Raw genomic sequence first — 12,704 nt, 5'->3', positions numbered from 1 at the left:
GATCCGGTCGGTTCCGTTCAGGCCCTGACGTGTTCGCGTCGGGGTCTGAGCCCTGACCAGCCGACCGCTAGGGTGCCGCTCATGTTCTTCCGCTGGGACTGGCTTCGGCCCGTATTGACCGCGCCGATCGTGCCGACTCTCGGCCCCGTCCACCCCCACACGCTCACCGTCGACCTCTTCGAGGACACACTGAGGGCGGCCGTCACTGACCGGTCCTTCCTCCACTATGACAAGGACCGGCGCTGGAGCAGCGAGAAGGACGAGACGGTCCTCTGCGGCGACGTGGTTCACCAACCTGATCGCACCCTCATCCCCACCCTGATCCGCCGTGGACGTGGCACCATCAAGATCTTCGCCTACGGGCACCCTGTCAGCGTCGTGGATGAAGCGGCCGAACTGGCTGCGAAGCTCGCCGCCGTGCACGACGCAGGTAATGCCAGGATCGTGCGCCCGCTCGGCCCCGAGACCGGCTACCCACGCGGCACCCGTATCCAGCTGAAGGACTTCACCGCCCGCCCCTGCCCTGACCCTGGCGGCCCGGTCCATCCCCTCACCAACTGGCCGGCCGCCGTGCAGGAGACCTTCGCCCCTTTCGCCACGGCCATGGCCCCCGATGGCTTTGCCTTCCTCCACACTCGGATGCAGGCCGGCCGGTGCGGCCCGGTCCTCACCGTCGCTGTCGAAGAGCGCATCGTCGGAGCGATCGGCCCCATGGAAGTCCGCCTCGATGCGATCGGATGCCCCCAGCTTCTTCCCCAGTACTTCGCCATCCTGCCCGAGGCCCGAGGCCAGGGCCTGGGCCGCATTCTGTGGCAGGCCGCGATGCACTGGGGCCAGTCCCATGGCGCCGCCTACCAGCTCCTCCAGACCGAGGTCGGTGGCCCCTCCGACAGGCTGTGCCAAGCCGACGGGCTGACCTCCCTCGGCTTCAGCCACACCACACAGGCGTAGCCGATTCAGCGTCTTTACGCTGACGCGTCAACTGCCGTCCACGCCTTAATCGTTCACCTACGCCGGCGCTGCGTACCGCACGGTCGAGGCGCCGTTCCGGTCGGCTACGACCCGGCCATGCTCTACGTCAACAGCCTCCGCGTCCCCGCCGTCGCCGACCGCATCCGTGCCGAGTTCGCCCGCATCCTCGACACCCCCGCCGGCCGGATCGGCGAACTGATCGCCCTCGCCGAGATGCTCCAGGCGGTGGGCCGTGGCTGGTACGTGGAGCTGGCTCCTCTGCTGCGGCACCGTGCGGAGGAACTGACCGGGGCTCACCCTCCGGTCTCAGCCTGACCACCCGCCCCATCCTGACCCCGGCGCCCCTGCTCCGCGCCGGGGTCTTCGCGATCCCACAGGCGCCCCGAACGGGCCGTTACCTGCCTCACGGCGTACACATGCCCGCGTAGGCCGACGGCCCCGGCCACGGGTGGCCGGACGGGCCGGTTGCCGGTGACCGGGATGTCACCGCGTCCGGTCGGCTCCCTGGACGGCCGGTCCCCTCGGCCGTATGCGGCCGAGGGGATTCCGGCCCTCTTACGGGCCGCCGTGCCGGCCTGCTACCAGGTGACCAGGACGTAGCCGGGGCCGCCGTTGCCGCTGGCGGCGGGGGCCGCGCCGGTGGTTCCGGCGGTACCGGCCTGGCTGCCGGGGTTCGGGTCGGGTGCTCCGCCGTGGCCTCCGGTGCCTCCCGCACCTCCGGCGCCGCCGGTCGCCCCGGTGCCGCCCTGTCCGGCGCCCGGGGGCAGGGTGACCGGCAGGGAGGCGGGGATCACGGGGGCCGCGCCGCCCGCACCTCCGGTGCCGCCGGCACCTCCGCCGCTCGGGGCGCCACCGGTGCCCACCGAGCCGGCGGCGCCGGTGCCGCCCGCGCGTGCTTCCTCGCTGGAGGAACCGGTGCTGCCCGGGTTTCCCGCAGTGCCCGGGATCAGGACGGGAGCGGTTCCCCCTGTGCAGCCGATGGCGCGTCCACCGCCCGCCCCGCCGCCCCCGCCGCCTCCCGCTGCCGGTGTGCCGCCGACCCCACCGGTACCGCCGGTGGTGCCGCCGGCCCGCTCACCGCGCAGGCCCGCGCTGCCGCCCGCGCCGCCATGGCCGGTTCCGCCCACGCCACCGCCGGAGGTCTGCACCCCCGTGCCGCTCGTCGTGAAGACCGCCGACTGGCCGCCTTGCTGGTTGTCGGTGAAGGTGCTGGCTCCCGGCCTGCCGGGGGAACCGTTGCGGCCGGGCGCGAGCAGGGAATCCGCCCTGCCGCCCGCCCCCGCACCGCCGCCGGTTCCCCTGCTCAGGATGCTGCCAGGCTTGCCGACGCCGACGTAGACCGGCTCCCCTGACTTCACGGGGATGGTGCAGGACACGAAGGAACCGCCGCCGCCACCGCCGCCCGCGCCGCCCCCCGCGCCCCCGGCCCCGCCGCCTCCTCCGCCGCCCCCGGCGGGCCCCAGCGTGTAGCTCCCGCCGCCTCCGCCACCGCCCCCACCGCCGCCACCGGCGGCGACACCACCCGGGCCACCGGCCGCCAGCACGTAGACCGTCAGCGATGTCACCCCGGCCGGAACACGGAAACCGGTATTGCCCGGTGTGGTGAACTCCTTCTGCCCGGTGACCCTCGCCACCGGCAGGGACTCCTCGGGGGTGGCGGCGGCCGAGGCCGGGAAGGCCCCCGCCAGCAGCGCCACCGCACCCAGCACCGCCGGAGTGCTCACCGCCGCCCGCCGCAACCATGCCGGTCCCGTGCCTCGTTCGGCCATGCCGTCGTCCTCTCGTGAGGGAAGGGACGCGGGGACCACCCGCGTCGGCCGGTACGGCCCGGCCGTGCCCAGCGTTGAACGCACTCGTCCGTGCCGCTACCGATGCCGGGCATTCGCACTAAGCCGACCGCCGGGCCGGCCCCCGGTACCCCGGGCCCGGGAGCAGGGGACCGGGGCGGGGGCGGGGCAGGACCGGAGGCCCGGGGGCTGGCGCCATGGCGGGGGCCGGGGGCGTCTTCCTACGCTCGGGGTGTGGCGACCGGTGAGGGGCGGAGCCGCTGCGGGCGGTGCCCCGTAGCTCTGCCCCCTGGACCCGCACACACCCACCGGAAGCCGGATCTCGACGGAACGCCCCCCCAAGGCCGGGGCCTCCGCAGGCGCTCGACCGAGGAGACACGCGATGAACAACGACCGACCGTGGCACGTACTGTCCCGCAGGACCGCGACGGGGGCCGTCGCGGCCGTGCTGGCCACGGCCGGCCTGGTGGGAGCCGTCGCCCCGACGGCGGTGGCGGCCCCGGCGTCCGCCGCCGCGCCGGTGCGGGGGACGCCCGACCCGGCCGCGCGCCAGGGCGAGCTGCGGAAGGTGACCGACGGCAAGGAGGCGACGGCCGCCCTGGGCCGCGTCGTCGAGAACGGCCGCACGACGTGGAAGGGCCGCGCCGGGGTCTCGGACCTGAACACCAGCGCGCCGGTCGACACGGACGGGCGGTTCCGGATCGGCAGCATCACCAAGACCTTCACCGCCACGACGGTGCTCCAACTGGTCGGCGAGGGCCGGATAGGCCTGGACGAGGCGATCGGGACCTACCTGCCCGGCGTGGTCCCGGGCGGCGACGGCATCACCGTCCGCCAGATCCTCAACCACACCAGCGGCATCTACAGCTACACCGACGACCCCACGTACCACTCCGGGAGCGAGGAGTGGGTGAAGACCGGGCGCTGGCGCGCGCACTCGGCGCAGGAGATCGTGGCCGAGGCGGTGAAGCACCCGCCCTACTTCGCGCCGGGGCAGGGCTGGCACTACTCCAACACCAACTACACCCTCGCCGGGATGCTGATCGAACGGGTCACGGGCCGGAGCTGGAACGAGGAGGTGGAGCGGCGGATCGTCCGCCCGCTGCACCTCAAGGACACCTCCATGCCCGGCACTTCGCCCTTCCTGCGGGGGGCGTACGCCCGCAGCTACACCAAGCTGGCGTCCGGGCCGGTGGACACCACCCTGATCAACCCGTCCGTCGCCGGGGCGGGCGGGGCGGGCATCTCCTCCACGGCCGACCTGGCCCGCTTCCACTCCGCCCTGCTCCGCGGCAAGCTGCTCCGCCCGGCCGAACTGACCGAGATGAAGCGCACCGTCGAGACCGGCCTCGGCGTGGCCTACGGCCTGGGCATCCAGCGGCTCGACGTCCTCGACAACCTGGGCTGCGGCAAGCTCTGGGGCCACGCGGGCGGCATCCAGGGCAACGTGGCGTACGTCTTCGGCGACGCGGAGGGCCGCCGCCAGGGCGTCACCGCCGCGGCCCTCTACGGCGACGCGGACGCGGGCGCGGTGATCGCCCAGGCCAACAAGTCGGTGGCCTGCACCCTCACGCCGTAGCGCGGGAGGGCCGTAGCGTCGTAGTGCCGCAGTGCCGCAGTGCCGGGACGCGCAGCCCCCGCAGCGCCGCGGCCCCGTAACGCCGGGACGCCGCAGGCCGGTCAGGGGGCGAAGGCCGGGTCAGGGGGCGAAGGCCCCGCGTACCGTCCTCGCCAGGGCGGCCCGGCGGCGGTCGTGCTCGGCCTGCGGGTCGTCCTTGGCCGCGGTGCGGACGGCGCTCGCGGGCGACCAGGTCATCGCCATGGCGGTGACGATCGAGAGCACGTCCTGCGGCGCGAGTCCGGGGTCCACGAGGCCCGCGTCCTGGGCTTCGGCGATGGACCGGAGCTTCTCCTCGTCATGGCCGGGCAGGAAGGCGAACAGGTCCCCGGCGGGCGTGCGTTCGAGGCGCGCCCAGGCGGCCAGGCGCACCAGCCCGGGACGGTCGAGGCAGGCGTCGTAGACGCGGACCGCGTAGCCGGGGAGGTCGTCGCCCGTGACGGGCGTCGCGGCGACGAGCTGGTAGAGGTGCTCGGTGAAGACCACGTCGAACAGCTTGTCCTTGTTGCCGTAGTACGAATAGAGCTGCGCCTTGTTCACCTGTGCCTGGGCGGAGATGCGGTCGACGCGGGCTCCCGCGATGCCGTAGGCGGCGAACTCGGCGGTGGCGGCGTCGAGGAGCCGCTGCCGGGAGGCCTGTCCCGCGCTGGTGATGTGTCCTGCCTTCATGGACCCACCGTAAACCGGCCCATTCGTTCGATTTCCCTTCGCCCCCCGGGATGCTTTTTTCTCGAACAACAAACCAGTTGGTTACTTGTTGGAGGTCTTCCCATGTCCGTGTCCGCGTCCACGCCCAGGTCCACGCCCGTGTCCGTGTCTGCCGCTCCCCTCACCCTCGCCCCGGCCGACCGCCCCTCCCCGGCCTTCCTCGACGGCGGTCCCAAGAAGCTCCTGATCGGCGGCGCCTGGGTGCCCGCGCGCTCCGGTGGGACCATCGAGACCGTCGACCCGACGACCGAGCGGGTCCTCACGAGCGTCGCCGCCGCCGGACCCGAGGACGTCGACCTCGCGGTCGCCGCCGCCCGCCGGGCCTTCGAGGACCCGTCCTGGGCGGGCCGCACCCCCTACGAGCGCGGCCTGCTCCTCCTGCGGATCGCCGACGCCATCGAGGAGAACGCCGGGGAACTGGCCGTACTGGACTCCCTGGACACGGGCGCGCCGATCCGGCTCAGCCACTGGTTCGTCGCCCGGGCGGTGGAGGTCGTGCGCCACTACGCCGGGTGGCCCACCAAGATCTACGGGCAGACCGCCCCGCCCCGGCCGGGCGCGTTCGGCTACACCCTGCGCCGGCCGCTCGGTGTCGCCGTCGGCATCACGGCCGGGAACGGACCCCTGCTCCAGGCCGCCCGGAAGATCGGCCCGGCCCTGGCCACCGGGAACACGCTCGTCCTCAAGCCCGCCGGGCAGTCCCCGCTGACCGTGCTGCGCCTGGGCGAACTCCTGGCGGACACCGGGCTGCCGGATGGTGTGGTCAACATCCTCACCGGACACGGGCAGGTGGCGGGCGAGGCGATCGTCAGCCATCCGGGGGTCGACAAGATCAGCTTCACCGGGTCGGCCGCCGTCGGCAAGCACATCCTGCGGGCCTCCGCGAACACCCTCAAGCGCGTCACCCTGGAGCTGGGCGGCGGGAAGTCCCCGAACATCGTCTTCGCCGATGCCGACCTGAAGGCCGCCGCTCGCGGCGCCGCCGCCGGGTTCGCCGCCGGGTTCGCCGTGAGCGGCGGCCAGGGCTGTGTCACCGGGACCCGGATCTTCGTGGAGGAGTCCGTCCGGGAGGAGTTCGCCCGGCTGCTGACCGGTGAACTCGCCACGTACACCCTGGGCGACCCCTTCCACCCCGGCACCCGGATGGGCCCCCTCGCCTCCCGCCGGCACTTCGAGCGCGTCACCTCGTACCTCGACATCGCCCGCGAGGAAGGGGCCCGGCTCCGCCGGGACGGCGAACTCGCCGAGGGGAGCGGCCTGTTCTTCCCCCCGGTCGTCGTCGACGACGTCACCGACGACATGCGTACCGCCCGGGAGGAGGTCTTCGGACCGGTCGCCGCCCTGATGTCCTTCACCGACGAGGCCGAGCTGCTCCGCCTCGCCAACGACACCGGCCACGGCCTGGCCGCCGCCGTCTGGACCAGGGACCTCGCCCGCGCCCACCGGGTCGCGGACGCGCTCCGGGCAGCCGCCGTCTGGATCAACACCTACGGCCGGACGAGCACGGACAGCGACCTCCCCTTCGGCGGCCACGAACAGTCCGGCACTGGCCACGAACACGGCACCCAGGTCCTCGACGCCTACACGGAGACCAAGACGGTGATGATCCAGACCTGACCCCTGACCCCTGACCCCGGACACCCGACGGCCCCGCCCCGCCCTCGCCGTCACGCCACTGGAGCGGCTGCTCCTACCCGGTACGGGGACCACGGCGGGGGTCGCCGTGCCGTTGGAGTCGAGTGCGATCTCGTCCACCTCCACGCTACGGACGAGGACTCCCGGGAAGTCCTCGAACCGGGCAAGGGTGTCGGCGATCGCGTCGGTGAGAGTGGCAGCCGGGACCACACAGGGGAAGGAGTGCCTCTCCGGAGTCTGGACGAGCCCGATCCCCCCTTCGTGGAAGCGGTCGAGCCCGTCCAGGGTGTCCGACTGCTCCGGCGTCAACGGCTCGTCCAGGACGAGACGGAAGTGCCATGTGGTGTGAGCGGGTGCCGTGGGCTCAGACACAGCGGTGGTGCTTCGTGACGAACTCATCGACTTTCCTCGCCTCTTCTCCGGGGCTCTTCGGGGTGCACGAGAGACCCACCGCCTCCGCCCTCTTGAGCGCCGCCTCGACGTCCTTCTTCTGATGCCGATCGCCGGTACCCATAACGGCATGTCTTAGGGGCAGACAGGGGGAGAGGCGGTGGAAACGGTGCTGGTTCCCCGATCGAGCTACGGAGGGAACGCGCCGGCCCCCCGGCCCCGGCCCCCACCCGGCAGAGGGGCGGGGGCCGGGGGCCGTCCCGGTCCGGGAATCGCTCAGCCGATCCTGACGCTGGCCCCGAACACGTCCGCATCGTTCCCGGGTTCGACGACCGTCACGGTCTCGCCGGCACACTTCGGCTCGTCGAACACCGTCACCTCCTTGTTGGTGAAGTTCCCGATCTCCAGCCCGCCAGGACCGTCAGGTGCGTCGTAGCAGCCCGCCTTCGGGTTCTCGTAGGTAGCTCCGCGTTCGTGATCATTCAACCGGGATGACGTAACGGCCCCTGAACCGCGAGGCCACAGCCTACGGTGCGAGTCCTTTTGCACCGTAGGCATGACTCCGCCCGCCGGCCATGGGGGCACCGACGGGCGGAGAGGGGGCGTTCGCGAGGTCTACGACCAACCGTGCTCGGTGAATGCCTCGGCGCCCTTGAGGTAGCCGTACAGACCCGCGGCGGGGTACTCGATGATGTCCTCGGGCAGAGCGTCGATGGGGAACCACGTCAGTGCGAGGCACTTCGCCGGCTCGCGGTTCTCCGGCTCGCCCTCCCACTCGGTCGCCAGGAAGAACAGGCCGATCCGCTCGACCTGCTCGCTCTGCTTGTGGTGCACGGTGTGCACGAGGCGCAGGTGTCCGGGGTCGACCTTGATCCCGGTTTCCTCGCGCAGCTCGCGGGCGGCGCCCACGGTGAGGGGCTCGGCCTGGTCGAGCTTGCCGGAGGGCGCGTGCCATCGTCCGTGGCCGTACGGTCCGCCGCGCTGCGAGAGCAGGATCATGTCGCCGTCGCGCAGGATCACGTGCGTGTCGATCACGGGTGTTGCGGGTGTGGGGCTCATGGGTGCACCGTGTGGTCGTCGGGCTGCTGGGGCTGTCTCGGGACGCTACTCCCGTACGGGGGTAGCGCGTCGGCGATTCGGCGCGCTACGTCCGTTGGGGCGGTTGTGGTGGAGTCGAGTACGAGCACCTGTACGCCCATGCCTATGAGGGTCTGCGTTGCCTCGGTGTAGAGGTCGACCTCGCGGCTCGGGGCGTTCGGGTCGTGGTGGAAGCGGTGGCGGACGCCGCGTTTGGCGAGGCGGGCGGCGATCACGGCCGGGTCGGCGGTCAGGATCACGGCGAGGTCGGGCAGCATGATCTCGCGGTTCAGGTCGAGCACGAACTGCTCGTCGACGCCGTCGAGGCGTTGCAGGACGAGGGACGAGGCGAGGTAGCGGTCGCTGATGACGGTGAATCCGGCGTCGCGCATCGGCCGCAGTTCGACCTCGACGTGCTCGTACCGGTTGGCGGCGACGAGACAGGCGAGGGCGTGCCCGGTGAGGAATGCGGCGCTCGCCCGGGTGAACTGCCCGAGGGCGCTCCCGCTCGGTTCGACGGTGCGGAAGACGTGCCGGCCGTCGTTACGCAGCAGGCGGTCGAGTTCTTCGAGGGTGGTGGACTTCCCGACGGCGCTCGGGCCGTCGAGGCTGATGAACAGGCCGGGGCCGGTCATGCGGCGACCCCCAAAAGGTTCCGGGTGTGCTGCTCGCGGGTGAGGGTGGCGAGGGTTGCGCGCAGTGTGGGCAGGGGGACGGTTCCGAACTGGATGCCGACGGAGAAATTGAACTCGTCGCGTTGCCTCATGGACTCGTTGGCGCCGTCCGCGGTGAGGTCGACGTCGGAGTACGCGAGCAGCTTGTCGGGGTCGTGGCCGGCCTTGGTGAGGGTGTTCCATACGGGGGTGCCGGGGTAGGGCCGGAACTCGAACACGGACGCGCGGAATCGTGCGTCGGGGTGCCGGTCGGCGATCGTCCACAGGTTGTGGATGTGTCGCACGGTCGCGTCGAGGTCGGTCTGCTCTTCCCCGGGGTAGCCGAGGATGAAATAGCCCTTGACGCCGATGCCGCGTTCGAGCAGCCGGCCGGTGACCCGCTCGGTCATCTCGGCCGTAATTCGCTTGTCCATGCCCGCGAGCACGCGGTCGCTGCCGGATTCGATGCCGAGGGCGACCTCGCGGAGCCCGTTGGTCTTGAGGGTGTCGAGCATGGTGTCGTCGAGGCGGTCGAGGACGTTGATCCGGCCGGTGGCGTCCCACACGTACCGGTCGCCGATCTTGTGCCGGGTGAATGCTTCCATCTGCGGGACGATCACCCGTTTGGCGCCGAGGAACAGGTCGTCGACGAACCGGTATGCCGTGGTCCCGTACAGGTCGTGCAGGTGGTCGAGTTCGGTGATGATGCCCTCGGGCGATCGGGTACGGATCTTGACGTCGGGATTCGCCGAGACCGCGGCGCCGCAGAACGAGCAGTCGTACGGGCACCCGCGCGCCCCGACGATGTTCGCCTCGGTCCGGCCGTCGTCCGCGACGTACGGATCTTGCGGCAGGAACTCGCGGTTCACCAGCGGCAGGGCGTCGATGTCCGGGCTTAGCCAATGCGCGGTGTCGCCGCGGGCGATTCCGGCGGCGTGCGTCCCGAGGATGCGGTCGCGCCACATCACCCCGGGCAGCTCGGCGCGGCGGCGTTCGTCGGCGAGCAGCGCGGCGACGCGGGTCTCGCCCTCGCCGATCACCAGGGCGCGCAGGTTGCGCATGCGGGGGTCGGCGAGGACGCGGTCGGGCATGGCCTTGGCGTGGTGCCCCCCGACCATGAGGGCGATTCCGTCGTCGATCTCGGCGGCGATCCGGGCCGACATCTCGTACGTGGGGGCGAGCAGGTTCATTCCGACCCATCGGGGTCGGTGGTGGTTGACGAGGCGGGCGGTTTCCTCGACGCCGAGCCCGTGCGCTTCGGCGTCCAGTACGCCGACGTTGAAACCGGCCTGCTGCGCGTAGGTGGCGATGGAGGCCATGCCGAGGACCGGCAACGTGTAGTCGTTGGTCCGGGGCCGCAGGCCGTAGTCGCGCAACGGGGCGTTGACGAACAGGGCGTCGAGGACGCGGTTCGGGTCGGCGCCGGCGATCAGATCAGGGGTGGTGCGGTGTTCCTCCTGTGCGGGTAATACGGGCATGGCTCCCCCAGGTGAGAGTGAACAGGGTCAGGGCGTGAAGTTGGGTGCGGGTGGGCGCCCATTGGCGCCACAGGGCCTCGAACGGCTTGTCGTCGTCGGGCAGGGTGAGGGCGGGTGCGGCGCGGCCGGCCCATGTGCGCACGGCGAGGTCGCCGTGCGGGTAGACGGCGTGGTCTCCGGTGAAGTCGGCCGCGGCTGCTGCTGCGGTCCACGGGCCGATGTACGAGACCTCGCACAGCTCCTTGACGAGGGTTTCCGGGGCGAGGGTGGCCCAGTGGTCGCCGCGGTCGAGGTAGGCCGTTGCGGCGGCGCGCAGGCCCTTGGCGTTGAACTTGCAGCCGATCGCGGCGAACCCCTCGTCGCTTACTTCGAGCACGACCTCGGGAGCGGGGGCGAGGGGAAGCGGGCCGGCCGGGGTGTCGAAAGTCCGTCCGAATGCGGCGTAGTAGGCACGGTGCTTCTTGCGGGCCTGCGGTGCGCTGATCACCTGCCGAAGGAGCGCGGTCGTGATCGCGTCCCACAACGACGGGTTGGTGAGCCGAGCCACCGTGCCGAGGGAAACCAGCTCATCGAGGAGCAGGGTCCCCTCGGCGGCCGTGGGCAGGTCGACGGCGGACGTGTAGGCGACGGGGGGCTGCTCGGCGGCGTCGGTGTCGAGGGGGCGCAGCAGCAGGTGCTCGCGGTCGCTCTCCCAGTGGGCAAGCCATGCGGCGCCCTGGTGCTCGACGACGCGTACCGGCTCGCCGCCCGGGGTCTCGTGCCAACCGGCGTGTTCCGTGATGATCGTGGTACTCATGTGCTCAATTCCCGTCGCTGTTGCTGTGGTTGTGCTTCACAGTCTGCTGACTGCGTGGGAGTGAGCGAGAGAAATCGGACGGGTCGGGCACGGATTACCCCTCCTGCCGCTGCCGGAGGTCGCCCCCTTGTTGCTCTGTGACGAGCAGCGCAACAAGGGAGCGGCCGACGCCTCCCCCCGACAGGCGCAGGACTGAGGGGAGTTACGACACCAGAGGGCATGGTCTTGCCGACGGAAACACCCGCCTGGCGGCGCTCTCAGACGTTAGCGTGAGCTACAGATCTGTATCAACCGTTTGACGTCTAACGGGTGAGACGACACATGCCAACGAGTGGTACGGCAAGGGGAAGCCCCCTGCCCGATGCGGGCAGGGGGCTAGGTTCGGCTGCCGATTTCTCAGGTGAGGTCGTCAAACTCACCCTCGGCTGCTCCGTCGATGAACGCTCGGAGCTTGGCGCGCGTTGTCCTGATGATCACTCCGGGGTCGTCACTCTCCCGGATGAGGATCTCTCCACCCTCCGTTGCGACTTCGAGGCAGTTGCCCTCCGAATCCGTCGACTTCGAGGACTTTCGCCACTGAATATCCACTATTCCCACGCCTTCATACTTGTTGCGCCATTTCGTGAATGAAATCGCGGGACTGAACAGGGTCATACGACCGCTCTTCGGTCCGATCGAGAACTGCCCGGTAGTTGGCGAGTCGCGTCTCGGCGTCGAGAAACGCGGGGCCGTGCGGGGTGTCCGTCTGCACCGTGTCAAGCTGCGCTACCGGTCCATGCGCATAGAGTGTCGAACTTCCGGCGTTCGGGAAACCGCCGACCCGGAAGGGGATCACCCGTACGGTCACATTGTCGCGCTCCGACTGTTTCAGCAGATAGTCGAGCTGGTCGGCTGCAACCTTCCGGCCCCCGAACCTCATGCGCAGCGCAGCCTCATGGATCAGAAACGTGCACTCCGGCGCCGAGGGGCGATCGAGAACGTCTCGTCGCTTGAGGCGATAGGAGAGACGCCGCCGAAGGTCTATCGGACTCAAGGGCGGCACGGCCTCCTCGAACACCGCGCGTGCGTACTCTTCCGTCTGGAGCAGGCCAGGCATGTGCATGATCTGCACGGCACGCAATGCCTTCGCGTTGTGTTCGAGTTCGGCGAGATCCAAGGTCGCGGCGGAGTGATCGTTTCGGTACTCGTCCCACCACCCGCCCCCACGCTCCGCGGCCATGGCGACGAGCGCCTCGACGTATGCCGTGTCAGGGCATCCGTAGTGACTGGTCCACGCTCGTACGCGTTCGGGGCTCACGCCGAAGCGCCCTGACTCGCTGTTGCTCATGGTGGTTCGGTCGGTCCGCAGTTGCGACGCCGCTTCAACAAGCGTGAGGCCGGCGTGTTCCCGGATCTTTCGCAGCTCGGAACCCAACCGCTGCTGTCGCGCGGTCGGCGCCTTCCTCGGTGGCATCGGCTTCCTTCCCCTCCGTTTGGGTCTCAGTGTGGCCCGTGGCCGGATGCACGGTCCACCATGTCCCACTGTTTAGGCGAAGGGGTACTACACGTGAGACGGACACGCTACCGTCTTCACAGCACCGCGTCGCACGC

The 12,704-nt window shown here is 70.9% G+C and carries 13 protein-coding genes and 1 pseudogene; 4 read left to right on the top strand and 10 right to left on the bottom strand.

From position 1 onward, the window contains the following. Window positions 1-81: 81 nt before the first annotated feature. Window positions 82-951, top strand: a complete 870-nt coding sequence (locus tag ACIA5F_RS19545) for a GNAT family N-acetyltransferase (protein WP_399354559.1) — start codon at window positions 82-84, stop codon at window positions 949-951. A 117-nt stretch (window positions 952-1,068) separates the two neighbouring features. Next, window positions 1,069-1,287, top strand: coding sequence for a hypothetical protein (locus tag ACIA5F_RS19540; protein WP_399354557.1), 219 nt, complete (start codon window positions 1,069-1,071; stop codon window positions 1,285-1,287). 263 nt (window positions 1,288-1,550) lie between these two features. Here ACIA5F_RS19540 and ACIA5F_RS19535 read toward each other — a convergent pair whose 3' ends face one another. Continuing rightward, entirely contained in the window at window positions 1,551-2,741 is a 1,191-nt protein-coding gene (locus ACIA5F_RS19535; protein WP_399354555.1) for a hypothetical protein, read from the bottom strand. Window positions 2,742-3,141: 400 nt separating this feature from the next. Here ACIA5F_RS19535 and ACIA5F_RS19530 point away from each other — a divergent pair, with 400 nt between their 5' ends. Beyond that, on the top strand, window positions 3,142-4,338 hold the full coding sequence (locus ACIA5F_RS19530) for a serine hydrolase domain-containing protein (protein ID WP_399354553.1): 1,197 nt from the start codon (window positions 3,142-3,144) through the stop codon (window positions 4,336-4,338). 120 nt (window positions 4,339-4,458) lie between these two features. On the opposite strand, the gene ACIA5F_RS19525 is transcribed toward ACIA5F_RS19530, so the two are convergent. After that, window positions 4,459-5,046: a TetR family transcriptional regulator gene (locus ACIA5F_RS19525; RefSeq protein ID WP_399354551.1), complete on the bottom strand. Its 588-nt coding sequence runs from the start codon at window positions 5,044-5,046 to the stop codon at window positions 4,459-4,461. Between the two features lie 144 nt (window positions 5,047-5,190). On the opposite strand from ACIA5F_RS19525, the gene ACIA5F_RS19520 reads away from it, so the two are divergent. Next, window positions 5,191-6,702: an aldehyde dehydrogenase family protein gene (locus tag ACIA5F_RS19520; RefSeq protein WP_399354549.1), complete on the top strand. Its 1,512-nt coding sequence runs from the start codon at window positions 5,191-5,193 to the stop codon at window positions 6,700-6,702. 78 nt (window positions 6,703-6,780) lie between these two features. Here the strand turns inward: ACIA5F_RS19520 and ACIA5F_RS19515 are convergent. From ACIA5F_RS19515 to ACIA5F_RS19480, 8 genes and pseudogenes are all read right to left on the bottom strand, one after another. Beyond that, window positions 6,781-7,119, bottom strand: a pseudogene (locus ACIA5F_RS19515) (hypothetical protein); the annotation flags it as partial. A gap of 267 nt (window positions 7,120-7,386) precedes the next feature. Then, a complete protein-coding gene (locus tag ACIA5F_RS19510; protein WP_399354547.1) occupies window positions 7,387-7,596 on the bottom strand; it encodes a hypothetical protein in 210 nt (69 codons plus the stop codon). A gap of 129 nt (window positions 7,597-7,725) precedes the next feature. Then, complete coding sequence (locus ACIA5F_RS19505) at window positions 7,726-8,169, bottom strand: NUDIX domain-containing protein (protein WP_399354544.1); 444 nt, start codon at window positions 8,167-8,169, stop codon at window positions 7,726-7,728. Then, entirely contained in the window at window positions 8,166-8,822 is a 657-nt protein-coding gene (gene tmk / locus ACIA5F_RS19500; RefSeq protein WP_399354542.1) for a dTMP kinase, read from the bottom strand. Before tmk ends, ACIA5F_RS19505 begins: the two co-directional genes overlap by 4 nt. Further along, complete coding sequence (locus ACIA5F_RS19495) at window positions 8,819-10,318, bottom strand: B12-binding domain-containing radical SAM protein (protein WP_399354541.1); 1,500 nt, start codon at window positions 10,316-10,318, stop codon at window positions 8,819-8,821. Before ACIA5F_RS19495 ends, tmk begins: the two co-directional genes overlap by 4 nt. Further along, the gene (locus ACIA5F_RS19490) at window positions 10,275-11,114 is read right to left on the bottom strand and encodes a hypothetical protein (protein ID WP_399354539.1); all 840 of its coding nucleotides are present in this window, start codon (window positions 11,112-11,114) and stop codon (window positions 10,275-10,277) included. Before ACIA5F_RS19490 ends, ACIA5F_RS19495 begins: the two co-directional genes overlap by 44 nt. A gap of 396 nt (window positions 11,115-11,510) precedes the next feature. Beyond that, window positions 11,511-11,702: a DUF397 domain-containing protein gene (locus ACIA5F_RS19485; protein WP_399354745.1), complete on the bottom strand. Its 192-nt coding sequence runs from the start codon at window positions 11,700-11,702 to the stop codon at window positions 11,511-11,513. Between the two features lie 13 nt (window positions 11,703-11,715). Further along, window positions 11,716-12,567: a Scr1 family TA system antitoxin-like transcriptional regulator gene (locus ACIA5F_RS19480; RefSeq protein WP_399354537.1), complete on the bottom strand. Its 852-nt coding sequence runs from the start codon at window positions 12,565-12,567 to the stop codon at window positions 11,716-11,718. Between the last annotated feature and the right edge of the window lie 137 nt (window positions 12,568-12,704).

It is taken from the genome of Streptomyces sp. NPDC051567 (genome assembly GCF_044454165.1).
Classification (GTDB): Bacteria; Actinomycetota; Actinomycetes; order Streptomycetales; family Streptomycetaceae; genus Streptomyces.
Note: the sequence above shows the minus strand (reverse complement) of the source record. Positions and strands in the feature narration are given on the sequence as shown.